The organism is Algihabitans sp. (genome assembly GCF_965226985.1).
Taxonomy (GTDB): domain Bacteria; phylum Pseudomonadota; class Alphaproteobacteria; order Kiloniellales; family DSM-21159; genus Algihabitans.
Genome location: NZ_OZ245712.1, coordinates 3561366 through 3584146, shown reverse-complemented (window position 1 = coordinate 3584146; position 22781 = coordinate 3561366). Strand labels below are relative to the sequence as shown.

The 22781-nt window shown below is 65.6% G+C and carries 24 protein-coding genes and 2 tRNA genes; 10 read left to right on the top strand and 16 right to left on the bottom strand.

Translation table 11 applies throughout. The annotated features are described in order from the left end of the window. Nucleotide 1: 1 nt before the first annotated feature. On the bottom strand, nucleotides 2–1219 hold the full coding sequence (locus ACO054_RS16350) for an ABC transporter substrate-binding protein (RefSeq protein ID WP_421707647.1): 1218 nt from the start codon (nucleotides 1217–1219) through the stop codon (nucleotides 2–4). 215 nt (nucleotides 1220–1434) lie between these two features. Here ACO054_RS16350 and ACO054_RS16345 point away from each other — a divergent pair. Next, nucleotides 1435–1509: transfer RNA gene (locus ACO054_RS16345), tRNA-Gly, on the top strand. Between the two features lie 44 nt (nucleotides 1510–1553). Here ACO054_RS16345 and speE read toward each other — a convergent pair. The 6 genes from speE to ACO054_RS16315 all read right to left on the bottom strand — a co-directional run bounded on the left by speE (nucleotide 1554) and on the right by ACO054_RS16315 (nucleotide 7916). Then, nucleotides 1554–2402 carry a polyamine aminopropyltransferase gene (gene speE, locus ACO054_RS16340; RefSeq protein WP_421707646.1) on the bottom strand — a complete coding sequence of 283 codons (849 nt, stop codon included), beginning with the start codon at nucleotides 2400–2402 and terminating at the stop codon, nucleotides 1554–1556. Next, on the bottom strand, nucleotides 2399–2896 hold the full coding sequence (gene speD / locus ACO054_RS16335) for an adenosylmethionine decarboxylase (RefSeq protein WP_421707645.1): 498 nt from the start codon (nucleotides 2894–2896) through the stop codon (nucleotides 2399–2401). Before speD ends, speE begins: the two co-directional genes overlap by 4 nt. A 256-nt stretch (nucleotides 2897–3152) precedes the next feature. After that, complete coding sequence (locus tag ACO054_RS16330) at nucleotides 3153–3719, bottom strand: DUF3035 domain-containing protein (protein ID WP_421707644.1); 567 nt, start codon at nucleotides 3717–3719, stop codon at nucleotides 3153–3155. Between the two features lie 38 nt (nucleotides 3720–3757). Next, nucleotides 3758–4264, bottom strand: coding sequence for a signal peptidase II (lspA, locus tag ACO054_RS16325; protein ID WP_421707643.1), 507 nt, complete (start codon nucleotides 4262–4264; stop codon nucleotides 3758–3760). A 4-nt stretch (nucleotides 4265–4268) separates the two neighbouring features. Then, nucleotides 4269–7103 carry an isoleucine--tRNA ligase gene (gene ileS, locus ACO054_RS16320; RefSeq protein ID WP_421707642.1) on the bottom strand — a complete coding sequence of 945 codons (2835 nt, stop codon included), beginning with the start codon at nucleotides 7101–7103 and terminating at the stop codon, nucleotides 4269–4271. Nucleotides 7104–7466: 363 nt separating this feature from the next. Next, complete coding sequence (locus ACO054_RS16315; protein ID WP_421707641.1) at nucleotides 7467–7916, bottom strand: MaoC family dehydratase; 450 nt, start codon at nucleotides 7914–7916, stop codon at nucleotides 7467–7469. 266 nt (nucleotides 7917–8182) lie between these two features. Between ACO054_RS16315 and ACO054_RS16310 the strand changes: the two genes are divergently transcribed. From ACO054_RS16310 to ACO054_RS16295, 4 genes are all read left to right on the top strand, one after another. Then, on the top strand, nucleotides 8183–8671 hold the full coding sequence (locus ACO054_RS16310) for a DUF2846 domain-containing protein (protein WP_421707640.1): 489 nt from the start codon (nucleotides 8183–8185) through the stop codon (nucleotides 8669–8671). 575 nt (nucleotides 8672–9246) lie between these two features. Further along, on the top strand, nucleotides 9247–9816 hold the full coding sequence (locus ACO054_RS16305; protein WP_421707639.1) for a cold-shock protein: 570 nt from the start codon (nucleotides 9247–9249) through the stop codon (nucleotides 9814–9816). A gap of 325 nt (nucleotides 9817–10141) precedes the next feature. Next, on the top strand, nucleotides 10142–10375 hold the full coding sequence (locus tag ACO054_RS16300; RefSeq protein ID WP_421707638.1) for a hypothetical protein: 234 nt from the start codon (nucleotides 10142–10144) through the stop codon (nucleotides 10373–10375). Between the two features lie 121 nt (nucleotides 10376–10496). Then, the gene (locus tag ACO054_RS16295) at nucleotides 10497–12221 is read left to right on the top strand and encodes an HAL/PAL/TAL family ammonia-lyase (RefSeq protein WP_421707637.1); all 1725 of its coding nucleotides are present in this window, start codon (nucleotides 10497–10499) and stop codon (nucleotides 12219–12221) included. 18 nt (nucleotides 12222–12239) lie between these two features. On the opposite strand, the gene hisS is transcribed toward ACO054_RS16295, so the two are convergent. The 6 genes from hisS to ACO054_RS16265 all read right to left on the bottom strand — a co-directional run bounded on the left by hisS (nucleotide 12240) and on the right by ACO054_RS16265 (nucleotide 17082). After that, nucleotides 12240–13643: a histidine--tRNA ligase gene (hisS, locus tag ACO054_RS16290; protein ID WP_421707636.1), complete on the bottom strand. Its 1404-nt coding sequence runs from the start codon at nucleotides 13641–13643 to the stop codon at nucleotides 12240–12242. Nucleotides 13644–13765: 122 nt separating this feature from the next. Next, nucleotides 13766–14581 (bottom strand): metal ABC transporter permease, encoded by an 816-nt coding sequence (locus tag ACO054_RS16285; RefSeq protein WP_421707635.1) that lies wholly within the window; start codon nucleotides 14579–14581, stop codon nucleotides 13766–13768. A gap of 9 nt (nucleotides 14582–14590) precedes the next feature. Continuing rightward, nucleotides 14591–15448, bottom strand: coding sequence for a zinc ABC transporter ATP-binding protein ZnuC (gene znuC / locus ACO054_RS16280; RefSeq protein WP_421707634.1), 858 nt, complete (start codon nucleotides 15446–15448; stop codon nucleotides 14591–14593). A gap of 184 nt (nucleotides 15449–15632) precedes the next feature. Beyond that, nucleotides 15633–16466: an META domain-containing protein gene (locus ACO054_RS16275; RefSeq protein ID WP_421707633.1), complete on the bottom strand. Its 834-nt coding sequence runs from the start codon at nucleotides 16464–16466 to the stop codon at nucleotides 15633–15635. 59 nt (nucleotides 16467–16525) lie between these two features. Beyond that, nucleotides 16526–16610: transfer RNA gene (locus ACO054_RS16270), tRNA-Leu, on the bottom strand. 49 nt (nucleotides 16611–16659) lie between these two features. Then, nucleotides 16660–17082, bottom strand: a complete 423-nt coding sequence (locus ACO054_RS16265; RefSeq protein WP_421707632.1) for a nuclear transport factor 2 family protein — start codon at nucleotides 17080–17082, stop codon at nucleotides 16660–16662. A gap of 173 nt (nucleotides 17083–17255) precedes the next feature. Between ACO054_RS16265 and ACO054_RS16260 the strand changes: the two genes are divergently transcribed. From ACO054_RS16260 to ACO054_RS16245, 4 genes are all read left to right on the top strand, one after another. Further along, a complete protein-coding gene (locus ACO054_RS16260) occupies nucleotides 17256–17843 on the top strand; it encodes a YqaA family protein (RefSeq protein ID WP_421707631.1) in 588 nt (195 codons plus the stop codon). A 10-nt stretch (nucleotides 17844–17853) separates the two neighbouring features. After that, nucleotides 17854–18378, top strand: coding sequence for a disulfide bond formation protein B (locus ACO054_RS16255; RefSeq protein WP_421707630.1), 525 nt, complete (start codon nucleotides 17854–17856; stop codon nucleotides 18376–18378). Continuing rightward, the gene (locus ACO054_RS16250; protein WP_421707629.1) at nucleotides 18375–18953 is read left to right on the top strand and encodes a demethoxyubiquinone hydroxylase family protein; all 579 of its coding nucleotides are present in this window, start codon (nucleotides 18375–18377) and stop codon (nucleotides 18951–18953) included. Before ACO054_RS16255 ends, ACO054_RS16250 begins: the two co-directional genes overlap by 4 nt. 139 nt (nucleotides 18954–19092) lie before the next feature. Beyond that, nucleotides 19093–19281 carry a hypothetical protein gene (locus ACO054_RS16245; protein WP_421707628.1) on the top strand — a complete coding sequence of 63 codons (189 nt, stop codon included), beginning with the start codon at nucleotides 19093–19095 and terminating at the stop codon, nucleotides 19279–19281. Between the two features lie 34 nt (nucleotides 19282–19315). On the opposite strand, the gene ACO054_RS16240 is transcribed toward ACO054_RS16245, so the two are convergent. From ACO054_RS16240 to ACO054_RS16230, 3 genes are all read right to left on the bottom strand, one after another. Next, entirely contained in the window at nucleotides 19316–19867 is a 552-nt protein-coding gene (locus tag ACO054_RS16240) for an HNH endonuclease (RefSeq protein ID WP_421707627.1), read from the bottom strand. A gap of 226 nt (nucleotides 19868–20093) precedes the next feature. Then, complete coding sequence (locus tag ACO054_RS16235) at nucleotides 20094–20774, bottom strand: alpha/beta hydrolase (RefSeq protein ID WP_421707626.1); 681 nt, start codon at nucleotides 20772–20774, stop codon at nucleotides 20094–20096. A 325-nt stretch (nucleotides 20775–21099) separates the two neighbouring features. Continuing rightward, nucleotides 21100–21753: a DNA-3-methyladenine glycosylase family protein gene (locus ACO054_RS16230; protein WP_421707625.1), complete on the bottom strand. Its 654-nt coding sequence runs from the start codon at nucleotides 21751–21753 to the stop codon at nucleotides 21100–21102. A gap of 110 nt (nucleotides 21754–21863) precedes the next feature. On the opposite strand from ACO054_RS16230, the gene gluQRS reads away from it, so the two are divergent. After that, the gene (gene gluQRS / locus ACO054_RS16225; RefSeq protein WP_421707624.1) at nucleotides 21864–22733 is read left to right on the top strand and encodes a tRNA glutamyl-Q(34) synthetase GluQRS; all 870 of its coding nucleotides are present in this window, start codon (nucleotides 21864–21866) and stop codon (nucleotides 22731–22733) included. Nucleotides 22734–22781 lie beyond the last annotated feature (48 nt).

The window sequence follows — 22781 nt, the reverse complement described above, 5'->3', positions numbered from 1 at the left end:
GCTACCGCAGGTAACGCCGGCGCCAATCGCTCTCCAGCGCGGTCATCCAGGTCGGGTGCGGCTCGAGCAGAACCGGGCCCAGCGCTTCGGGGGCCAGGGTCGCCGGTCCAAGCGGCACGGCGTCGAACAGCGCGCGCGCCTCGTCGCTCAGACGTGCCAGGTCCAGGACCGTGTCGTCGCCCCAGACCTCCGGGTTCTGCTTCTCCGCCTGGGCCTCCGGGCTCATCAGGAAATCGGCGACCACCATGGCCGCCTCCGGGGCGCGTGCATTGAAGGGAATGGCCACGAAATGGGTGTTGCCGATGGTGCCCTCGGGAAAGACGAAGGTACGCGCGCTTTCCGCCAACTGCCCAGCGGCGATCAGCGAGGAGGCTTCGCCGGGGTAGAAGGACAAGGCGATATCTACTTCGCCGTCGTCCAGCAGCCGGCGCTGGGCCGGACCGTTGGTCGGAAAGGCGCGTCCGTCCCGCCAGAGGTTCGGATGCAGGGTGTCCAGGTAGGCCCAAAGCGGCGCCGTCACCTCTGCGAACTGGGCGTCGTCCTGCACCGGTCGTTGCAGCAGATCGGCGTCCTCGGTCAGCTCGATCAGCAGCTGCTTGAGGAAGGTGGAGCCCATGAAGTCGGGAGGTGCGGGATAGGTGAAGCGCCCGGGCTCTGTCGCCGCCCAGTCGGACAGCTCCCGCGCATTCTCGGGCGTCGTCTCCAGACGGGCCGAGTCGTAGATGAAATTGAACTTGGCCATGCCCCAGGGCGCCTCCAGCCCGTCGGTCGGCACCGTGAAGTCGATCAGTGTGGTCGGTTTGCCCTCCGTATCGACCAGCGCGAAGTTCGGCAACTCGGACACGAAGGGCCCGAACAGCAGATCGGCCTCCTTCATCGCGGCGAAGTTCTCGCCGTTGATCCAGATGAGATCGATGCTGCCGGTCGACCGGTTGCCGGCGGCGCGCTCGGCCAGCACGCGCGCGACCGCATCGGCCGTGTCCGATAGCTTGACGTGCTGCACCGTGATGCCGTAGCGCGCCGATACTTGATCGCCGACCCAATCGATGTAGGCGTTGATCCGCTCGTCTCCGCCCCAGGCGTTGAAATAGACGGTCTGGCCGTCGGCGGATTCCACGGCCTGCTCGAAGGTCGGTACGGCCCGCGGCTCAGCCGCCAAGGAGGCGGTGGCGAGTAGTCCGCCGCCGAGCGCGAAGAGGATCGAGCGCAAAGAGGACATGGGCGACTCTCTAACTGATTGGCCGGTCGGTGGAGTTTAAACTGCCCGGCGCGGTAAGCCAGCCGGCAAGCTAGGGGCCCGCCGCAGCGCTGTCAGCCCGCAGCGCCAAGCTTTCACGCAGGCGTGACCGGTCGTCAGATCGGCCAACCCTTATGTGAGATCTTGCAGCCGGCGCTTGCGCCCAAGGCTATCGCCCGTTTACATGAGGGTACGGCGCGGGTGTAGCTCAGTGGTAGAGCAGTAGCTTCCCAAGCTACGTGTCGTGGGTTCGATTCCCATCACCCGCTCCACCCTTTTCCGACAAGAAACGTCGACGTCTCCGGCCGCGACAGGATCAGGCAATCAGCTCGGCGATGTAAGGCGGCAACGCGAAGGCGCCGAGGTGCACCGCCGGCGTGTAGTAGCGGGTGTCGATAGCGGCGCCGGAGAAGCGAGCCTGCAGCGTCTCCAACGGAACCTTGCGTAGACTGGCGTCGTCGGTGGCCCAGCCGAAGGCCATCGGCCCGCCGGCATAGGTCGGTACGGTCGCCAGATAGCAGGTGCTGTCGGCGAAGAGCCGCCGGAAGAAACCGAGCGTCTGCTTCAGCTCCTCCGGCTGCAGGAAAGGCACGCCGTTCTGTGTCACCAGCATGCCTCCGGAGGCGAGGCAGCTTTTGCAGTCGGCATAGAAACGCTCGGTGAAGAGCACCTCGCCCGGGCCGATCGGGTCGGTCGAATCGACGATGATCAGGTCGAAGCGGCGATCCGTTTCGGCCACGTACTTGAGGCCGTCTGCGATCACCAGCTCCGTGCGCGGGTCCTCGTAGGCCTTGCCGCAGATGGCGCGCAGATGGGTCTTGGCGAAGTCCACCACGCTGGCGTCGATCTCGACCTGGACGGCCTGTTTCACGCCGCGGTGCTTCAGCACCTCCTCCAGCATGCCGCCGTCGCCGCCGCCGATGATGAGCACCCGCTCGACGCCGCCGTGGGCCAGGATCGGGAGGTGCGCGAGCATCTCGTGATAGATGAACTCGTCGGCCTCGGTGGTCTGCACGACGCCGTCGAGAGTCAAGACCCGCCCGAAGGTGGCGTTGCGAAACAGAAGAAGGTGCTGATGCTCGGACTTCGTCTCGAACAGCACTTCCTCGATCCTCAAACCGCTCTCGTAGTCCCGGTGCAGCGTCTCCCGGAACCAGTCGCTCACAGTTCCTGGCCCCGCAGGTGCTCCGTGACAGCGACGTAAGAGGGGGAGAAGCCTTCGCGCAGAACCTCCACCGCCTCGTGCGGCTGGGCGTCGCCACACATGAAGACGTCCAGCGCCGCGTATTCACGCTCGGGCCAGGAGTGGATGGAGATGTGCGACTCCGCCAGCACCGCGACGCCTGAGATCCCGTCGTTCGGCGTGAAGTGGTGCAGGTGGATATGCAGCAGCGTCGCGCCCGCGGCCTCGACGCAGCGCTTCAGCACCGCCTCGACATGCGCGAGCTCGTCGATGCGTTTCGCACCCCAGAGGTCGACGATCAGATGCGTACCGGCATATTCCTGGCCGTCACGCAGAATGAAGTGATCTTTGCGCTCCTCCGACGCCGTGATGGCGGTTTCGGAAACAGCGGCAGTAACGGACACTTCCTCCTGGGTGGTGCTTGAACCGCGATCCAAGTCCATCCCCAATTGGAAGAGGGCGGTATCGCGAGACATCTCGTCCTCCCCAACCAGCAGATGAGCGCTGCCGGACCGGCCGGCAAGCAAGCCGCGCGATATGACGTTTTTGCCGCCGAAGATCAAGAGGGGATTGTGTGAAATTCGCCGAAACGACGTCGGACTTCGTCGTCGGTTCGGCAAACGCAGTCTTCGATGTCTTCGCTCGCTCTCCAAGACACAATCGATCGCGGCCCCCGATGTCCGTAGGAGGTTCCGGTGTCGTTGGAGCGGCTTTTCTCTTGGACGGCCCGCGTCAGAAGATGCCTTCGAAGATCCCGCGCTCGCGGCGTTCGATGGTCGGCGTGCCGGCGCCCGTGACCGGCTCGCCGATCGCCTGCGCCTCGCGCAGCCGGCGGGCTTCCGACTCGGCATCCACGATGTCGCCGCTGAGCGGCGCGTCGCGCCAGAAGATCAGGTTCTCCAGGAAGTCCTTGCTCTCCTCGTTGACCCGCTGGGTTTCCCGGTCCACCACCTGCCGGATGTCTGGCTGAACCTGGCTGGCTCCAGCCTCCATCAGGATGGCGCGCTCGCCCAGGGACCGTCCGTCGTCGGGGATGATCTCCTGCACGCTGGGTTGCTGGTCGCCGAGACGGAACACCGTCCGCCGGGCTTGATCGGTGGCCGTGCCGACCTGCGGGCGCGCCGCGCCGGGACGCGGTGGACGCAGCGCGAACTCGGGCGGCACAGTGAGAGGCGCGCGGGACAGGACACGAAACTCGTCGGGTGCCTGCTTTTCCAGGCCCAACTGCTCGCGTGCATTCTCGCATCCCGCCAAGGCCAGCGCCGCCAGCGCCAGGCAGAAGATTCCGGCTCTGCGCATCGTCGATTCGTATCCCTATGAACTCGGCTGGGGCCCTTTTACCTCTTTGGGCCCGATGCAAACAAGCCATCCAGCAACAGCAGCCCGACTCCGACGACGATCGCACAGTCGGCGATGTTGAAGGCGGGCCAGTGGTATCCGCTCAGGTGGAAGTCGAGAAAGTCGACCACGCCGGGTTGGGTGAAGCGGTCGATCACGTTGCCGATGGCACCCCCGACGATCAGGCCCGTGGCCAGACGCGGCAGTAGCGCCACCTGGCCGCGCAGCCAGACCAGCAGTCCGCCCACGATCAGAAGTGCGATGGCAACCAGTAGGTAGGGTTTCCACCAGTAGTCGCTGGCCAGCAGACCGAAGGCGACCCCGCGATTGTAGGTCAGGACCAGATTGAAGAAGCCGGTGACCGGGACGCGCTCGCCATGCGTCAGGCTCGCGAGCACCCAGGCCTTGGTTGCCTGGTCTGCCAGTGCCACTCCTGCAGCCAGTGCCAGCGTCGAGAGTGGCAGGAACCGCCGCCAGGCGGCCTCGTGGGGCAGGCTGGTCGACACCCGGCTACTCCGCGGCCTTGAGCTGAGCGACCGCGTCGGCGCAGCGGCGGCAGGTCTGCGGCGCCTCCGGAACCTGCCCCACCTCGGGCAGCACTTTCCAGCAGCGTTCGCACTTCTCGCCTTCGGCCAGCTTCGACACCACCCAGACCCCGGCAACCTCGTCCAGGCTGTAGGCATCGCTGGGGCCGTCGCCCTCCAGCACGTCGATGCCGGAGACGATGCAGATCTCCGCGAAGTCGATCGAATCGACCGCCGCCTTCGCCTCGCTGTCCTCGACCCAGACTTTTGGATGGGCCTGCAGCGAAGCGCCGATCCGTTTCTCGGCCCGCTCGATTTCCAAGGCGCCGGTGACGGCACGGCGCACCTGCCGGATCTTCGCCCACTTGGCGGCCAGCTCGTCGTCTCTCCAGTCCTCCGGGACCTCGGGAAAGAGCCGCAGGTGAACCGACTCCGGTGCTTTGCCGCGATGTCCCCAGGCCTCCTCCGCCGTGAAGCAGAGGATCGGCGCGAGCCAAGCGGTCAGATGATCGAAGATCAGATCCAACACCGTTCGGCAGGCGCGCCGACGCAGGGCGTCATGGCGATCGCAGTAGAGACTGTCCTTTCGAACGTCGAAGTAGAAGGCCGAGAGGTCGACGGCGCAGAAGCCGTGGAGGGTCTGGTAGACAGCGTGGAAGTCGAAGTCCGCGATGTTGCGGCGAATGGACTTGTCCAGTTCCCAGAGCCGATGCAGGACCCAGCGCTCCAGCTCCGGCAGCTTGTCCAGCGGCAGAGCTTCGGTCTCGTCGTATCCCTCCAAGGCTCCCAGCAGATAGCGCAGGGTGTTGCGGAAGCGCCGATAGCTGTCCTTGAGCTGCTTCAGGATGTGTTGGCCGATACGGATATCGTCCGAGTAGTCCGACGCCACCACCCAGAGGCGCAAGATGTCCGCGCCGTCCTGGCCGACGATGTCGTGGGGGCTGACCACGTTGCCGAGTGACTTCGACATCTTGCGGCCATCCTCGTCGAGCACGAACCCGTGGGTCAGAACGGCCTCGTAGGGCGCCCGCCCACGCGTACCGGTGGACTCCAGCAGCGAGGTATGGAACCAGCCGCGATGCTGGTCCGATCCTTCGAGGTAAAGCGATGCCGGCCACTGCAGCTCCGGGCGCGCCTCCAGGACGAAAGCGTGGGTCGAGCCGCTGTCGAACCAGACCTCGACGACGTCGAAGATCTGCGCGTAGTCGGCCGGATCGTGATCGTTGCCGAGCCATCGCTGCGGCGGCGACTGGAACCAGGCATCGCCGCCCTCCTCCTCGAAAGCCGCGGCCACGCGGTCGACGACGGCCTGATCGCGCAGGGGCTCGCCGGTGGCCTTGTGGACGAAGAGCGGTAGGGGCACGCCCCAGAGCCGCTGGCGCGAGATGCACCAGTCTGGCCTCTGTTCGATCATCGAGCGCAGGCGAGTCTGGCCGCCGGCCGGGACGAAGCGTGTCTGGTCGATGGCTTCGAGCGCTGTATCCCGCAGGCCGTTCTTCTCCATCGAGATGAACCACTGCGGTGTGTTGCGAAAGATCAGCGGGGCCTTCGAGCGCCAGGAATGCGGGTAGCTGTGACGCAGGCTGCCCTTATGAACCAGTTTTTCGGCCTCGATCAGGGCGCGGATCACCGCGCCGTTGGCGTCGCCGTCCTTGCCCTCCGGTGTCAGGACGCGGGTGCCCGCGAAGAGCGGCACATGCTCGAAGAAGCTGCCGTCGGCGTCGACCGTCTGCGGGATCTCGAGGCCCTTCTTGCGCCCGAGCGCCCAGTCGTCTGCGCCGTGGCCGGGGGCGATATGCACGAAGCCGGTGCCCTGGTCCATCGTCACGAAGTCACCGGGATACAGCGGCACGTCGAAGTCGTAGCCTTCGCCGCGCAGGGGATGGGCGCAGATCGTGCCGGCCAGTTCCTCCCCCTTGCCCTGCCAGACCAGGGTCCGCTCCAGGATTCCGGCGGCCTCGCAGAAGGGCTCGACCAGATCGGCGGCCACGATCAGCAGTTCGTCGACCCGAGCGCGGCTCTTCTCGGCTACCGCGTCGACCTCCAGGCAGACGTAGGTTTCCGCTTCGCCATAGGCCACGGCGCGGTTGCCGGGCAGCGTCCAGGGGGTTGTGGTCCAGATCACGACGCTGGCGCCCTGCAGCCGTTCGGGCGCTTCGACGACTGGGAAGCGAACCCAGACGGTGGTCGATTTGTGCTCGTGATACTCAACTTCAGCGTCGGCCAGCGCTGTCTTCTCCACCACCGACCAGAGCACCGGCCGGGCGCCGGCATAGAGGCCGCCGCCGATCAGAAACTTGCCGATCTCTCGCACGATCTGCGCTTCGGCGTCGTAGCTCATGGTCGTGTAGGGGCGCTTCCAATCGCCGATCACGCCGAGCCGCTTGAACTCCTCGATCTGGATCTCGATCCATTTCTCGGCGAAGGCACGGCACTCGCGACGGAACTCGACCTTGTCCACTGCGTCCTTGTCGGCGCCCCGCTCGCGATAGCTCTCCTCGACCTTCCATTCGATCGGCAGACCGTGGCAGTCCCAGCCGGGTACGTAGTTGGCGTCCTTGCCGAGCATCTGCTGCGAGCGGTTGATGACGTCCTTCAGCACCTTGTTGAGCGCATGGCCCATGTGCAGGTGGCCGTTGGCGTAGGGCGGTCCGTCGTGAAGGATGAACTTCTCGCGTCCCTCCGCGCTCTCGCGCTGGCGCGTGAAGAGGTCCATTTCGGCCCACTTTTCCAGAATTTCCGGTTCGCGCTTGGCAAGTCCGGCGCGCATGGGAAAGTCGGTGTTCGGTAGGAAAACGGTTTCGCGGTAGTCGACACTCATGGACTTAGGGCCTTCGGCTGCGGTGCCCGACGGACGGCCTTTTGCACGCCGGTTCGGCGCGCGGGCTTGACAGGCAAGGTGTGGTAGCGGATCGCGGTCTTCGGGGAAAGCCTGCGCTGACGGAGCAGGATACGCCTGACCCCGAAGGATCCCCGAGACGGAACGCAAGAACGAAGCTGTCCCGGCCCTCGTTTAGAGGACCGGGCCGGTAATTCGCCCAGAACAGCGGCGAAGCCTGTCTCGTTCGATCTGCGGCCGTCCAGTCATGATGAAAGAGTAAGCGTCTCTCGCGGTCGGCGCCACTGCGGTGCCTGCTTTTGCTGTTCGATTTTGAAAAACCGGAGGCTTGGCCGGCCCTTCGCGCTATTCGGCGGCGGTCTTCAGGTCGACGCGGCGATCCACCATCAGCTTCGCCTCGCCTTCGACCACCACCTTGTCGCCGACCTTGCAGACGGTATCGAAGACGATCCGAGCCTTTTCCTGCACGATCTCCCGGATCGTGACGGTGGCGGTCACGGTGTCGCCGATCTTGACCGGTGCCTTGAAGCGCAGGTCCTGAGACAGATAGATGCAGCCCGGACCCGGAAGGCGGGTTCCGAAGACGGTCGAAATGAAGCCGGCCGAGAGCATGCCATGGGCGATCCGGCCTCCGAACATCGTGGCCGCCGCGAAGTCTTGGTTGAGATGCACGGGATTGGTATCGCCGGAAACGCCGGCGAAGTTGACGATATCGGCCTCGGTCACCGTCTTTGCGAAGCTCGCCGACATGCCGACCGACAAGTCCTCAAGGTAATAACCGTGCAAGTCCTGCATCGCCCGTCGCTCCCCCGGATCCGACACAGCGCAGGTGCTGCGCTGCGGCATTTTCTTTCGCACTTGCACCATAACAGTGCCCGTCCGAAGCGGCAATCTGCGCCTGAGCGATGGTAATTCGCGAATATCGCCACGACCGAACGAGAACGGACTCACCCCCGGTGCCGGGGTTTCAGGCGCCCTCTGCGTCTCGTGGCCGCATCTGGACCCGGCGCCCGATGCCTTGCTAGCTTTTGCGCGCGTCAGCCTGAAAATGGACCAGGGTTATGTCCCGTCTCGCAATATTCGGTTTGCTTCTGGCACTGCTCGCTGGCTGTGCCTCGGCCGATCGGGACTATTGGCAGCCCACGCCCGAGGTGGCCCAGGCGCCTGATCTGGCGCGGATCCATTTCTACCGGCCCTCGGTGGCCTTCATGTGGGCGGCGGAACCGCAGGTGATCGTGAACGAGCGACGGGTCGGCCACCTGCGGAACGGCGAGACCTTTTATCGGGACGCGCGGCCCGGGCGCTACCGCATCTATCTCGTCGGGGCGGAAGACGACGCGCTCGAGGTCGCCTTGAGGCCGGGGGACCGCATCTATGTGAAGGCCGATATCGCCTGGCGGGTTCTCGGTTTCCGCTTCGTTGCGGAGCCGGCCTCTGCAGCGCAGGCCGAACCGGAAATCGCCACCTTGCGGCAGGTGACAGGACTGGAAAGCGATCTCAGACGCAGCAATCGACCGCCGCCCGATCTGGACCCGCGCCCCGATATCTAGATCCCATTATCGACACTCAGACAGTCGGCCCAGAATCGGGGTGCGGAGTTTCCAGAGCCTCAGCTTTTCCAAAGTTCCCGGCACCTCGGAGCGATCTGTCAGTCGGCCGGTGGCGGGGCGCTGTAGAGCCGTGAGGCCTCCGCCCAGGATCGTCGTGCGACTCGGCTGGGCCTCTTCGGCCTGGACCTCTTCGAACTGCCGACACCGGCGAGCGGACTTGGGGCAAGCGTTTTGCTCGGTACGCGCGCAGAGGCGTTGAAGGTCCGAGGTTGTCGGTCTCCAGAAATACCACTTAAGAGGTGTGCGGCGGACTGTCATTAGATTATCGCGTGCGCCCTTTTCGACCCTCTGATATCGTAAAATTTGCCGTGCTTGTAGGGCAGGAATTCAATGTGTTGGCTCGCGTTTCGAGGCGGGATCGCGGCCTATCAGGAAAGCACAGCCTGTCGTCCGAGGTGCGACCGGGAGTAGAAAAAATATCTGGCTATTTCGGTTAGGCGCGGGGAGCTTGCGGGTCCTTCGGAATTGCCTTCGGAGACCGCTGCGATCAACCCACTTGGAGTTAGTTAAGGGACATGCGTGAGTTTGCTCCTTCGACGCCCGAACGCACGGGCGTCAAGGCCGTGGTCAAGTGGTTCAACCCGACCAAGGGCTTTGGTTTCGTCCAATTCGACGACGGTTCTCCCGATGCCTTCCTGCACGTTTCGGTGATCGAGCGCCTCGGTCACTCGGACCTGCCTGAGGGAACGGAGGTAATCTGCGATCTCGCTCAGGGCCGCAAGGGCCTCCAGGTGCACCAGATCACCTCGATCGAGCACATGCCGGAGGGTCGCCCTGGCGGCGACTTCGGTGGCGGGGGCGGCGGTTACGGCGGGGGCGGCAACAGCGGCGGATTCTACGGAGACCGCCCGAGACGTCCGGCCCCTCCGCCTGCGGGACCGCCGGTCGAGGGGACCGTAAAGTTCTTCAATGCGGAGAAGGGCTTCGGCTTCGTGGTGCCGGACGACGGCACGCAGGACATCTTCGTCTCCGCCCGGACGTTGCAGTCAAGCGGCCTGACGCTTCTGGAGCCGGATCAGCGGGTGCGCGTCACGACCCGCATGGGCCAGAAGGGTCCGATGGCGGCGACGTTGGAACTGGCCTGACGACTCCCGCTCCCGCTCGACGTCGCGGCCCTTGATCGTGGTTCAGGAAGACAAGCGCGAAGCGTGATGCTTGGGCGTCATCGTTCGTCGTGTCTGCTCGAGAGCTTTAGTCTGCTTCTCATGCTCCCTGCTGGCCGCGATGACGATGCGCGGTTGCCTGCTTTCAGCGGGTCCGTCTCCTGCCGGAAAGGCCGCGCCAGCGCCGAAATCGGCCGTCGCGGAATAGGGTGCGACGCTCCGCCGTTATCGAGGCAGTTCAACAGAGACTGCTCGGCAGACCCGCAAGAGGTTGGGGCAGTCGCAACCGCTTCGACGGGAGACAACCATGAACGGCTCGCTTCAGCGTTATGTGCATTTTCGTCAGATGATGATCCGAGAGTCGGAGGCGCAGGGTCTCGCCGCCGCGCCTTCGTCGGGCAGCGGGGCCGAGACGGTGGCCGCCGGCCAGGTGTTCGAACGGTCCGCCGTGCTGCAGGAGACGGTCGAGCGGGTCGAGGCCTTGCGCCTGACGCTCAAGGCCGTTAGCGAGGCCTGGGGCCACGACCTGCTGCCGGTCTGAGGAGTCGTCCCGGCTGGGCGCTCACAAGGTTGCCAGGGCTCTCTCCCGCTTTCCCGTTTCCCCCGAAGATCGCTTGGCGTAGCGTCGCTGCGAACAGTGGGTGGAAGGGCACGGGAAGAGGATGGCACGCACGGTCGAGATCGGGCATGAGCGGCGACTGACACTCGAGGAGGTCTCCGCCGTCGCTGAAGGCGCGGCGGTGGCGGTGATCCCGGCAAGTCGCGATCTGCTGGCGGAGCGGCGGCGGCAGATCGAGGCCTATGTGACCTCGACGGCCGAGCCTGCCTATGGATTCAACCGCGGTTTCGGAAGCAACGTTCGCGACAAGGTCGATCCGGCGCGGCTGAAGGGCCTGCAGGTCAATCTGATCCGCAGTCACTCGGTCGGTTTGGGCGATCCCGCACCGGTCGAGGTGGTTCGCGCCACCATGCTGTTGCGGGCGCAATCCCTGATGCGGGGGCACTCTGGCGTCCGCCCCCAAGTGGTCGATCAGTTGGCGGCCTTTCTCAACGCCGGTATCACGCCGATCGTCCCCCAGTTTGGTAGCGTGTCCGCCTCCGGCGATCTCACGCCGCTCAGTCATGTCGCTCTCGCCCTGATCGGCGAAGGCGAGGTTCTGGTGGAGGGCGCGCGCCTGCCGACGTCGGAAGCCCTGTCCCCTTTCGGTTTGGAGCCTTTGGAACTGGAGATGAAGGAGGGGTTGGCCCTCAACAACGGTGTTCAGTTCACGGCTGCCTTCGGCGCCCTGGCGACCCTGCGACTGGAGCGATTGCTGCGTACGGCCGCCGTCGCCACGGCCGTGTCGGCGCAGGTCATGCTGGGGGCCGACACGCCCTTCCGCCCCGATCTGCACGCGCTTCGGCCGCATCCGGGATCCGTCCGGCTGGCCGGCTGGATCCACGCCTTGATGGCCGGCTCGCCGCTGCGCGAGGCGCATCGCCCCTACGAGATCGACGGCGAGATTCAGGATCCCTACAACCTGCGCTGCGCCGCACAGATCCTCGGCCCCTGCTGGGATCTGGCCGAACGGGCGCGCAAGACCCTGGAGATCGAGATTAACGCGGTCACCGACAATCCGATCCTGCTGCAGGCCAACGAGCAGCGGGACAACGGCGGGTCCTGGGGCGCCTGGGCCGGGCAGATGGTGGAGATCGTCTCGGGCGGCCACTTCCACGGCATGCCGGTGTCGGTCGATATCTACGGCCTGCTGCAGGCCCTGGGCATTCTCGCGAGCCTGACCAACGCACGCTGTCAGCGCTACGTCGATGCCGACCGGAACAAGGGCCTCGGACCACAGCTCAAATGGCCGGGGGCCGACCGGGACCTTGCGGAGCAGCCGGCGCTTCTGGCCGAACGCGCGACCCAGTCCGGCATGATGCTGCCGGAATACGCCACGGCGGCCCTGGCCAACTGGATCTGGGGCCAGGCCCTGCCCAGTCATCTGATGAGTCTGCCGACCGACAGCGGGCAGGAGGATCACGTCTCGATGGGCGTCAACGTCGCCATCCGGGCCTACGAGGCGATGCCGCGCATGGCGGAGGCGCTGGCCGTCGAGCTGGCTTATGCCAGTCAGGCCGCCGCATTGCGTCAAGAGATGCGTCACCTGCCGTCGCGCGCTGGGCGGGACGACCCGGCGGCGGGCAAGACCCCGGTGGACTGGCACCCTGTGCCGCCGGATGCGCGCCGTCTCAGTCCGGCCGGCGAGGCCGCCGTCGCCGCCGTTCGGCGTCACCTGCCGCCCGTGGTCGAGGATCGCGTCCTGTCAGGCGAACTGCAGGCTCTTGGCCGGGCGCTGCTTGACGGCGAAGCTTTGGAGGCCGTCGGTCCCTACGTCGATCTCGAGTAGTGCGCCCTCAGTGAGAGCCTACTCGAACCCCACTGGCACGAGGCTGCGGACCACGGGGCCGATCTGGGCGATGGCGACGCGGTCTTCCTGGTTGTAGCGCATGTTCTTCACCACGACCTGACCGGCCTCCAACTCCTCGGGGCTGGCGATGATGACGATGGGGAAGCCGCGCCGATCGGCGTAGCGCAGCTGCGCCTTCAGCTTGCGGTCGTCCAGGAAGACTTCCGTCGCGATCCCGGCCCGGCGCAAGCGGGCGGCCAGCTCCTTGTAGGCCGGCAGGGCGCTGCGGTCCTGCACCGTGACCAGCACCGGGGCGATGGCCGCGGCCTCCGTCGTCACGATGCCAGCGTCGAACAGGCGGCTCATCAGCCGCGTCAGTCCGATGGAGATTCCGACGCCCGGAAAGGTCTTGTCGACGAAGGTACCCACCAGATCGTCGTAACGTCCGCCCGAGCAGATCGAGCCGACCTGGGGGAAGTCGTCGAGTCGCGTCTCGTAGACCGTGCCGGTGTAGTAATCCAGGCCACGGGCGATCGAGAGGTCGATCCGGAAGTAGTCGGGGAAAAGCGCGCGCTCGTCGGTCACGTCGACCAGTTCGCCGTCGTCGACCCGCGGCAGAACATGGTCCGGGGCGGAGCGGACGACGGCCTCCAGTTCCGCCACGCCCTCGGCAAAGGCGGCGTTGACGTCCAGCGCCTTCAGTTGCGCCAGGATCTCGTCGTTGCTGCCCTTGGTGTCGAAGAAGTGCAGGATGCGCTCCGCCTGTTCGGCGCCGAGGCCGAGTTCGCCCAGCTTGTGCAGCACCTTGCCGGCGCCGATCTTCTCCAGGTCGTCGACGACGTTCAGCGCGGCCCGCACCGCCACGTCGTCGGTCAGGCCGACCGATTGGAACAGGCCGGTCAGGATCTTTCGGTTGTTGATGCGGATGGTGAACTTGCCGATCCCGAGCCGGCGGAAGAGCTGAAAGATGACCGCCGGAATCTCGGCGTCGTATTCCAGGCTCAGCGCTTCGTCGCCGATGACGTCGATGTCGCACTGGACGAACTGGCGATAGCGTCCGGCCTGAGCCCGCTCGCCGCGCCAGACCGGTTGGATCTGATAGCGGCGGAAGGGGAAGCGCAGCTTGCCATAGTGCTGTGCCACGTAGCGCGCCAGCGGCACCGTCAGATCGAAGCGCAGCGCCAGTTCCTTGGCACTGTCCTCCGCCCCCTCCTCCTGAACGCGGCGCAGGCCGTAGACCTCCTTCTCCGCGATCCCCTTGGCGAGCAGCACCTCGGTGCGCTCGACCGCCGGCGTTTCGATCGGCAGGAAACCGAAGGATTCGTAGGTCGCCCGGATCACGTCGACCGCCCGGTTGATGGCGATCTGCTGCTCGGGCAGAAACTCTGGAAAGCCGGAGATCGGCTGGATGCGCAGGCTCATGGATCGCTGGCAGACTTGCTTTTTCTGGACGGGTTTGGCGGGGAAGACGGCGAGCGCTTGATAACGGAGCTACGACCAGGGCGCAACCGCCAGGGCCATGCAATCGCCTCTCGCGAGGGGCTCTAGCGGGCCTCCGGCGCGCCGCCGAAACGTCGAAGCCGGGTGGTGCCGAGACTGATCAGGAAGATCGCCAGGGCCGCCACCACGATGGAGGGGCCGGAGGGCGTGTCGAATCGCAGAGAGCCGAACAGGCCCAGCAGGGCGGCCAGCCCGCCTAGTCCGGCGGCGACCAGGGCCATCGCCTCCGGCGTCGTGGCGAAGCGCCGCGCGGCGGCGGCCGGAATGATCAAGAGAGCGGTGATCAGCAGAATGCCGACCACCTTCATGGCCGTCGCGATCACGGCCGCCATCAGCAGCATGAAGACCAGTCTGGCGCGCTCGGGCGCCAGATCTTCGGCGGCCGCCAATTCGACGTTGACGGTTCCCGCCAGCAGTGGGCGCCAGATAGCGATGAGCGCGGCGATCACAGCGAGCCCGCCGCCGTAGATCAAGGCGAGGTCCTGACGGGAAACAGCAAGAATGTCGCCAAACAGCAGACCGGTCAGATCGACCCGCAGCCAGCTCATGAAGGCGATCAGCACGAGCCCGAGCGCCAGAGTCGAGTGAGAGAGGATGCCGAGCAGAGAGTCGACCGGCACGACCTCGCTGCGCGACAGCACCACCAGGGTCAGTGCCACGCCGGCCGCGACCACGAAGACGCCGAGAATGAGGTTGAGGTCCAGCAGCGCGGCCAAGGCGATGCCAAGCAGTGCCGAATGGGCCATGGTGTCGCCGAAGTAGGCAAGGCGCCGCCAGACGATGAAGCAACCCAGCGGTGCGGCCACCAGCGCGACGCCGACCCCTGCGAGAAGCGCCCGAAAAAAGAAATCGTCCAGCATGAAGGCGCGTCAGTTCCCCTCGCTGTCGGCGGTCGGACCGGCTTCGGGGCGGGACGGCAGCGGGACCACTCTGCCTTCCCGGTCGTGCGCATGGTCGTGATGGTGCTCGTAGACGGCCAGGGCCTGGGCGGCGCGGGCCCCGAAGAGACGTCGGTACTCCGGGCTTTCCGCGACCGCGCGCGGCGTGCCGCTGCAGCAGACGTGCCGGTTCAGACAGACCACCGTATCGGTCGCGGCCATGACGATGTGCAGGTCGTGCGAGATCAGCAGAATGCCGCAGTTCAGACGGTCGCGGATCTTGCCGATCAGGTCGTAAAGCGCGATCTCGCCGGTGAAGTCGACACCCTGGACGGGCTCGTCGAGGACCAGAAGATCGGGGCGGCGCACCAGCGCACGGGCGATCAACGCGCGTTGGAACTCTCCGCCCGAAAGGGTCTGCAGCTCTGCGTCGGCAAGGTGCGCGATCCCGACTTCGGACAGGGACTGCGCGATCTCACTCTCCTCATGGCGAGCGGTCAGGGTCATGAAACGCCGAACGGTCAGCGGCAGCGTGCGGTCGATCGACAGACGCTGCGGCACGTAGCCGATGCGCAGTCCGGGCGCCGGCAGGACTCGCCCTTCGTCCGGGCGCAGCACCCCGATGGCGGCCCGCACCAGCGTCGATTTCCCGGCTCCGTTGGGGCCGATCAAGGTCACAATCTCGCCGCGCCTGACCGTGAGATCGACGCCCTGCAGCAGCCAACGTTCGCGCCCCGGCGCGCCCCGGCGAACCGCGATACCTTCCAGGGTCAGCAGGGTTTCGGCTGTGGCGGGTGGGCTCGCCGGCGCGACTCGATCCTGCGAGGTGGAGAGTCTTCTCAAGGCCATGTCTTCCGTTCGGTGCCGGCGCCTGGGCCCGGTAAAATCGATGACAAGCTACGTTATTTCATAACGTCCAGTCGACACCAGACAGGAGCGGCGATCGGCCGGCCTCGATCTCAGGCCCCAACCATTGCCTTGCTCACCGGGCTCTCCGGCACCGGCGCAGGGCGCGCCAAGCCGTCTCTCGGCGTCAGCTTGCCTGTGCGATCAAGGTCTCGCCGTCGGCCGTTTCGATGGCCAGCTTGCCGTCGGGCAGGATCCGGTAGCTGGTGGCCGCCTCCAGAACACGCAGGAAGTTGCGTTCCTGCTGCATCAGCGCAAGGGGGCAGCCTTTACGGGTCGCGGCGATCTGACCCAGGCTCAAAGCGCCTCCCTCGGCCGCTTCGAAACTGGAGCGGTAGCTGTTGCAGGAGGCGAAGCCGCCGAGCGATCCGTCTTCGTGAAACTCCAGAGTTGCGCGGGATCGTTCCAGCAAGGGGACGCCGGCGATTTCCTCCACCTGCCACTGCGGTCCCTGCAGGTTGGCTGGCGGCGTCGCAACCCTGGCCGTTTGGGCGGCCGTTTGGGCGGCTGGCGAGGCGGACGGGACAACCGGAACCGTCGGTACGGCCAGGTTGGCCTCTTCGCTACCCTCCAGCCGAGCGGACGCAATGTCTTCGCCGGGGCCCCCGCTTTCGTCGGGGTTGACCGCGGCGACGTCCACTCGGTCGCAGGGAGGGAGCCGGCGGAAGCCGATGCTGAAGGTCGCGGCTTGAGCCTCGCTATGGAAGACCACCGGGGCCGAGGGCGTGCCGCCGCTGTACTTCACGCCGCTGCCGGTCAGGCTGGGCGACAGGCGGTAGGCCCTGTCGCCGACGGTGACCAACAGATCGCGGTCGATTGCCTGTGTCTCGAGTGGCACTGAGCCGCACTGATAGCTCGCCGTCTGCCCAAGCCCTTGCGGCCGTTCGGGCTCCGACGTGCCGCAGCCGACGAGCAGCAGGGCCGCCGTCAGACCGGCCAGCAAGGTTCCAGAAGTTTGCACGTCCCTAAACCGTCCGCCGTAGCTGTTTCTTCGTTGTTCGGCGGCAGCCTTCGCCGCGCTGGTGCCCCTGGAGGGAATCGAACCCCCACTCCTTTCGGAACGCGATTTTGAGTCGCGCGCGTCTACCAGTTCCGCCACAGGGGCACCGTGCGGCGCAGGATAGTCGCTCTTCGGCGCGGCGCAAGTGCCCGCGCTACTGCAGGGGACTGAGCGGCGGTTTCGCGTGCGCCTCGGCCGGGGGCTCGTTACAGGGGCCGGCTTGATGGTGCACCAGCCGCCAGCCGCCCTCGCCCTTGCGAAAGATGTTGGTGGCGACCAGCAGCGCGTTGCCGATGGCCTCGTAGCAGACCACCATGCCCAGCGTTTCGCTGTCGCCGCCGCCGATCAGCAGAGCTTCGGGCGCCCGGCAGTCGATAGCGTCCGGGCCGCCGCCTTCGAAAATGGCCCGCCAGGACTCTAGCACCTCGTGCCGGTCGGTCAGCGCCCGCCAACCGGGGTGGATGCAGGCGACCGGCCCGGAATCGTCCCAGAGCTCCGCCAGGGCTAGAAGATCGCGGTCGTTAAAGGCGCTGTAGAAGCGTTCGTTCGCCTCCAGCAGCTCGGCTAAGGGATTCATGGCATCTCCCGTTTCCTATCCGCTGCCCCTACCCCCTTCCGGCACCGCGAAACCCTTGGGTCTTCGGCCGTGTCACAACAGCCTAACAGGCAGAACCGCAAACGGCGATTGAAGGAACGCCCGCCGGGCGGCTATAGCAGCGGGGCGGCGGCTTGATTGGGGGGACTTCGGCGGTGCGCTGGGTACGCAGCCTCTACGACTGGACCATGGCGCAGGCCGAGCGTCGCTATGCGCTCTCGGTGCTTTTCGCCGTATCTTTCATCGAGTCCTCGGTCTTTCCGATACCGCCGGACGTTTTGCTGATTCCCATGGTTCTGGCGGCGCGCGACAGAGCATGGCTGATCGCTGGGGTTTGTACCGTCGCATCGGTGTTGGGCGGGGTCGCCGGTTACGCGATCGGCTACTATTTTTATACCGGTGTCGGGGAGCCGATCCTCCAGTTCTACGGCTACATCGACCGCTTCGAGGCCTTCGCCGAGTCCTACAACGAGTGGGGCGCCTGGATCGTAGCCGGTGCTGGGTTTACGCCCTTTCCCTACAAGTTGATCACCATTGCCAGCGGTGTGACGCAGCTCGATCTTGGAACCTTCATGGCGGCGTCGGTGGTGTCGCGGGGCGGGCGCTTCTTCCTGGTCGCAGCCCTGCTGTGGTGGTTCGGCCAGCCGATCCGCCGTTTCATCGAAAACAACCTGCCTGCACTGACCTGGCTGTTTTTCGGGTTGCTGCTGGGTGGTTTCCTGGTCGCCCGATTCCTGATTTGATGCCGGTCTCATGACCCTTTCTCACGTCACGACCGCACACCGCCTGGAGCTTGCCCGCCAGCTGGTGCCCTGGGTCGCTATCGGCGTCCCGGCGGCCGCTCTTCTGGGCGCTCTCGCCTTTCAGTACATCGGCGGCTATCCGCCCTGTCTGCTGTGCCATTGGCAGCGCTACGCCCATCTTGCGGCGTTGGGCTTGGCGCTGGTCGCCCTGCCGCTCTCGGGAGGAGCGCGACGCTTTGCCACGATCGCTTCTGCGCTGGCGCTTCTGGCAGGTGCGGGCATCGCCGGTTTCCATGTCGGCGTCGAGCAAGGCTGGTGGGCCGGCCTGCCGGGCTGCAGTGCCCCTGACATCCGGGGCCTCGACGTGGCGCAGCTGCGCGAGGTGCTGATGCAGGCCGAGGTCGTGCCTTGCGATGCGGTCGCCTGGTCGCTGTTCGGGATCTCGATGGCCGGCTGGAACCTGCTCTTGTCGGCCCTGGTCGGTGTCGCCATTGTCTGGGTGGTAGCCTTAGGAAGCCGCAGGAGGCAGGCATGAGCGAAACCGCGAAGACCGAGCGACCGGAACGACGGCGCCCTCTGCCGGGCGATCCGGATCGCCGTGAGCGTCTGGAGCGCCTTTTGCGCGTCGATCTGGCCGGCGAGTACGGCGCCCGTCGGATCTACGAGGGTCAGCTGGCTGTGCTCGGCCGCTCGCCTGTTGCGCCCACGATCCGGGAGATGTGGGCGCAGGAAGCCAAGCATCTCGACTACTTTCAGAAGGCGCTGCCGAAACATCGGGTGCGGCCGACCGTCCTGCAGCCGGCCTGGCACGTCGCCGGCTTCGCCTTGGGCGCGGTGACGGCCCTTATGGGCGAGAAGGCTGCCATGGCTTGTACCGTCGCGGTCGAGGAAGTCATCGACGAACACTACGCCCGCCAGGCCGAGCAGCTGGACGACGAGGGCGAAGAGGGCGAGCTCAAGCAGGCGATCCTGGAGTTCCGGGAAGACGAGATCGAACATCGCGATACGGGCCTGGCTCACGGCGCCGAAGAGACGGTCGCCTACGGTGGCCTTACGAGCGTGATCAAGGCCGGCTCACGCTTCGCGATCTGGTTGAGCGAGCGCTACTGACGCTCCGGAACAGCCCTCACGCCTCGGACGGACTCGCTGTCAGCGAGTTCGGCCAAGGTGAGCTCGCTCGAAAAACGATTCCTTTACGACCTTGGGTGCAAGCTGCAGCCATTGCAAACGCAGTGGCTGGCAGGACGTCATGGCCCTTATCGCAGAGACCCCCCAAGGTCGAAAAAGCTGGTGGCGCGAGCTGACCGGGTTTTTCCACGATCTCTTCCATAGCGAAGAGCAGGCCGAACGCCTCGAGCTTCTGGCCCGCGCCGCTGCCGAAAGAGCTCGCAGAGACGAACGAGAGCCGGCCGCGCCGCAGTGGTTGCGCCTCGACTGAAGAGCTGAGGGCGCTGAAATCCTGGGATCGACGCTCAGGACTCCAGTTCGGAATCCCAGTAGAGAAAATCCGACCAGCTTTCGTGCAGGAAGTGGGGCGGAAAAGCTCGGCCATTTTCCTGAAGTTGCCAGGTGCTTGGCTGATGCGGTGGGTTCAGCGGCAGCATATCGGCTTCTTGCGGCAAGCGGTTGCCCTTGGCCAGATTACAGACCTGACACGCCGTAACGATGTTGTCCCAGGTCGTACGGCCGCCGCGTGAGCGCGGGATAACGTGGTCGAAGGTCAGTTCTTCCGTCCGGCCCCGATAGCTGCAGTACTGGCAGGTGAAGCGGTCCCGCAGGAAAACGTTGAAGCGGGTGAAGGCAGGTCGGCGGTCGAGATGTACGTACTGCTTCAGCGCGATCACGCTGGGCAGCTGCATCTCGAGCGAGGGCGAGTGCACCTTCTGATCGTATTTGGCGAGGATGTTCACCCGATCTAGGAAGACCGCCTTGATGGCGTCTTGCCAGGACCAAAGCGAAAGCGGGAAATAGCTGAGCGGACGGAAATCCGCATTCAAGACCAAGGACGGATAACTGTCGGCCATAGCTGAGGCCCGTCTCCCTGTCGGTCAAAGAATCGCGACGCCAGCGCCGCAATCACCTCTTCTACATAGAGCAGACCCCTAGAGAGCACAAGATGTAGTAAAAGTTAGCCGGGAATCTTCATGTCGTTGTCATAAGCCTCGACCGGAAGATACTGATTCGCTTATGCGATGGCCGTTGTTCGACTGATCGCAGCAAGACTGCGACTTGTGGTCACGCAACCGGGTGTCAGTCGTCCCCTGCCGCGAAGAGATCGCGCAGAAAACTTGCGGCCATCGCGACGCCGGGCTCGTCGATCCCGTGTCCCAGGCCTGGGCGAACCTCGGCCGTGACCTGGACGTCGACCGCCTGCAGCGCCTCTGCGGCGGCGCTCAGTGCCTCGGGCGAGACCACTTCGTCCTGATCTCCATGAACCAGCAGGACGGGCGGGCGACTGACAATCTCCTGCGTCAGTCGCTCGCCGCCGACCAGCAGGCCCGAGTAGCCGATCACGCCAGCGCAGGCGGCCTGGCGCCGCAGCGCCGTGTGCAGGGCCATCATGGTGCCCTGGCTGAAACCGACGAGCACCAGGTTCTCGTCTTTCAGCCCATAGCGCGCCATCTCCTCGTCCAGGAAGCGGTCGAGCAGCGACCTTGCCTCTTCGGCGCCGACATAAAGCGACTCCGGCGTGCGAACCTGCAGGCTGAACCATTGGTAGCCGAAGGGCGCCATGTCGCAGGGGCTCGGTGCGTCGGGTGCCACGAAGACGGCATCCGGTAGCACCGTGCCGAGGACGGGTGCCAACGCGATCAGATCCTGGCCGTTGGCCCCCAGGCCGTGCAGCAGCACCACCAGTTGGCGCGGTACGCCGCCGCTGCGTGGACCCTCGCGAGGACCGTCGAGCATGATCTCTTCACGCGCCGTGGTCATGACTGCCCCCTGGCATCTGTTCCCCCGAGGCGCCGCACGCCCTTCTGAAAGTTCGATCACCCATCCGACACCCAACGGCAGGGCTTACCGATACACCAATCCACGAGGTCGGAGACTTACGGAAGAGGACTGGTGAATATGCGGATCCGCGCGCCAATGACGGCAGGCCTGAATGCCGAGTCTTACTGTATGCCGTGAGGCGCGTCAGCCCTTTATCCAGGATGCTCTCAAGTGATCGATGAGAGTCGCATAGCTCCGGCATAAGCGGCCGGAGCACATATCAGAACCGGTTCCGAAACGGGCCTCGGTCGACCTTTCAATCCGTCTATTCCCAGTCGTCCGGAATCGCTCCTGCTTGGCGCCGGTAATGCCAGAGCATACGGGCCGCGACTGAGCGATAGGGGCGCCAAGCTCTGGCCTGCTCCTCCAGGGCGATACGGTCGGGCCGCACCTCCAATCCCTTGAGCAGCTGTGCGCCGATCATCAGGCCGATGTCGTTGGCTGGGAAGACATCCGGCCGGCCGAGGGAGAACAGCAGGTAGACCTCGGCCGTCCAGCGACCGATACCTTTGGCGCGGGTCAGACTTTCGATTGCCGCTTCGTCGTCGAGCATCACCAGGCGGTCGAGGTCAAGCGCGCCCTCGATCAGCGTTTTAGCAAGGGCTCGGGCATAGCGCTGCTTCGGGCGCGACAGACCGATCTGTCGAAGGTCGTCGTCGCTGAGTGCCAGGAAGGTCTCCGGCGTGACGGGTTTGCAAGCCGCGTTCAAGCGGTCGGCGATTGCTTGCGCCGAAGCGAGCGAAACCTGCTGAGCGATGATGATGCGCAGAAGCGTCGCGAAGCCCGGTGCCCGGTAGCGCAGAGGCGGCAGTCCGACTTCTTGGAGCGCGCGGGCGAAGTCGCGGTCGATCCGGCCGAGCGCCTCCACGGCCGCAGGCAGGGTTTCTTGCGTGACGATCAAGGCACTGTCTGTCTTCATAGTAACTCGCTTCCTGTCGCGCGGCCGACCCGGTTCGGCCTTCGGCGATCCCGTTCCAGGCGCCAGCGAAAGGTTATCCGACATCTTCCTCAGTCACGTCGCTCCGAAACATGATCTCCAACTCCTCAAAAATCCCCGGCGAGATAACCCGCTTCGCCCCCTCACCAAGCGGACGCCTGCATCTGGGGCATGCCCATTCCGCGCTTTTCGCAGCCCAAGCGGCAGACCCCGGCGGGCGCTTCCTGCTGCGTATCGAGGATATCGACGTTGCACGTTGCCGGCCGGAATTCGAAGCGGCCATCTACCGGGACCTCGCCTGGTTGGGCTTGGAGTGGGAACAGCCGGTTCTCCGCCAGTCGGAGCGTTTCGACCTCTACAGGGACGCCCTTCGGCAACTCGAAGCGCGCGACTTGATCTATCCCTGCTTTTGCACGCGTAAGGAGATTGCCGCCGAGATCGCGGCTGCCGGCGCGGCGCCGCATGGACCCGACGGACCGCTTTACCCCGGGACCTGCCGCCGCCGCAGCGTAGCCGAACGTCGTCGCCGTCTCGAAGGCGGCGAGGCTCACGCCTGGCGTCTCGATCTCGCAAAGGCCATGGAACAGGTCGGGCCGCTGACGTGGCACGAGCGCGGCCAGGGCCCACAGCAGGCGCAGCCCCAGCTGCTGGGCGACGTCGTTTTGGCGCGCAAGGATGTTCCGACCAGCTATCACCTGGCCGTCGTTCTCGATGACGCCGCCCAGGGCGTCACTCTGGTCACGCGCGGTCGCGACCTTTTCGTCGCCACGCACGTCCACCGTCTGCTTCAGGCTCTGCTCGATCTTCCCGTGCCCGAGTGGCGGCACCACGACTTGATTTCCGACGCAAGCGGGCAGCGCCTGGCCAAGCGGCACGATGCCCTCTCCCTTGCCGCGTTGCGGGACGCCGGACTTGCGCCGGCCGAGGTTCGTGCCAAGGCCGGTTTTCCCGAACGCGCCTAGACCTCGCAGGACCCGAGCGGTCTCGCGCCAAGGATCGGCACGGTTAAC

What these genes read in the sequence shown, in the direction of transcription:
- ACO054_RS16305 (WP_421707639.1), top strand. Translation starts at nt 9,247, where the DNA reads ATGCGTGAGTTTGCTCCTTCGACGCCCGAACGCACGGGCGTCAAGGCC.
- ACO054_RS16230 (WP_421707625.1), bottom strand. Translation starts at nt 21,753, where the DNA reads ATGAAGACAGACAGTGCCTTGATCGTCACGCAAGAAACCCTGCCTGCG.
- ACO054_RS16285 (WP_421707635.1), bottom strand. Translation starts at nt 14,581, where the DNA reads ATGCTGGACGATTTCTTTTTTCGGGCGCTTCTCGCAGGGGTCGGCGTC.
- ACO054_RS16255 (WP_421707630.1), top strand. Translation starts at nt 17,854, where the DNA reads ATGACCCTTTCTCACGTCACGACCGCACACCGCCTGGAGCTTGCCCGC.
- ileS (WP_421707642.1), bottom strand. Translation starts at nt 7,103, where the DNA reads ATGAGTGTCGACTACCGCGAAACCGTTTTCCTACCGAACACCGACTTT.
- ACO054_RS16240 (WP_421707627.1), bottom strand. Translation starts at nt 19,867, where the DNA reads ATGGCCGACAGTTATCCGTCCTTGGTCTTGAATGCGGATTTCCGTCCG.
- ACO054_RS16245 (WP_421707628.1), top strand. Translation starts at nt 19,093, where the DNA reads ATGGCCCTTATCGCAGAGACCCCCCAAGGTCGAAAAAGCTGGTGGCGC.
- znuC (WP_421707634.1), bottom strand. Translation starts at nt 15,448, where the DNA reads ATGGCCTTGAGAAGACTCTCCACCTCGCAGGATCGAGTCGCGCCGGCG.
- ACO054_RS16300 (WP_421707638.1), top strand. Translation starts at nt 10,142, where the DNA reads ATGAACGGCTCGCTTCAGCGTTATGTGCATTTTCGTCAGATGATGATC.
- ACO054_RS16250 (WP_421707629.1), top strand. Translation starts at nt 18,375, where the DNA reads ATGAGCGAAACCGCGAAGACCGAGCGACCGGAACGACGGCGCCCTCTG.
- ACO054_RS16265 (WP_421707632.1), bottom strand. Translation starts at nt 17,082, where the DNA reads ATGAATCCCTTAGCCGAGCTGCTGGAGGCGAACGAACGCTTCTACAGC.
- ACO054_RS16315 (WP_421707641.1), bottom strand. Translation starts at nt 7,916, where the DNA reads ATGCAGGACTTGCACGGTTATTACCTTGAGGACTTGTCGGTCGGCATG.
- ACO054_RS16235 (WP_421707626.1), bottom strand. Translation starts at nt 20,774, where the DNA reads ATGACCACGGCGCGTGAAGAGATCATGCTCGACGGTCCTCGCGAGGGT.
- gluQRS (WP_421707624.1), top strand. Translation starts at nt 21,864, where the DNA reads ATGATCTCCAACTCCTCAAAAATCCCCGGCGAGATAACCCGCTTCGCC.
- ACO054_RS16350 (WP_421707647.1), bottom strand. Translation starts at nt 1,219, where the DNA reads ATGTCCTCTTTGCGCTCGATCCTCTTCGCGCTCGGCGGCGGACTACTC.
- ACO054_RS16310 (WP_421707640.1), top strand. Translation starts at nt 8,183, where the DNA reads ATGTCCCGTCTCGCAATATTCGGTTTGCTTCTGGCACTGCTCGCTGGC.
- hisS (WP_421707636.1), bottom strand. Translation starts at nt 13,643, where the DNA reads ATGAGCCTGCGCATCCAGCCGATCTCCGGCTTTCCAGAGTTTCTGCCC.
- ACO054_RS16330 (WP_421707644.1), bottom strand. Translation starts at nt 3,719, where the DNA reads ATGCGCAGAGCCGGAATCTTCTGCCTGGCGCTGGCGGCGCTGGCCTTG.
- ACO054_RS16295 (WP_421707637.1), top strand. Translation starts at nt 10,497, where the DNA reads ATGGCACGCACGGTCGAGATCGGGCATGAGCGGCGACTGACACTCGAG.
- speD (WP_421707645.1), bottom strand. Translation starts at nt 2,896, where the DNA reads ATGTCTCGCGATACCGCCCTCTTCCAATTGGGGATGGACTTGGATCGC.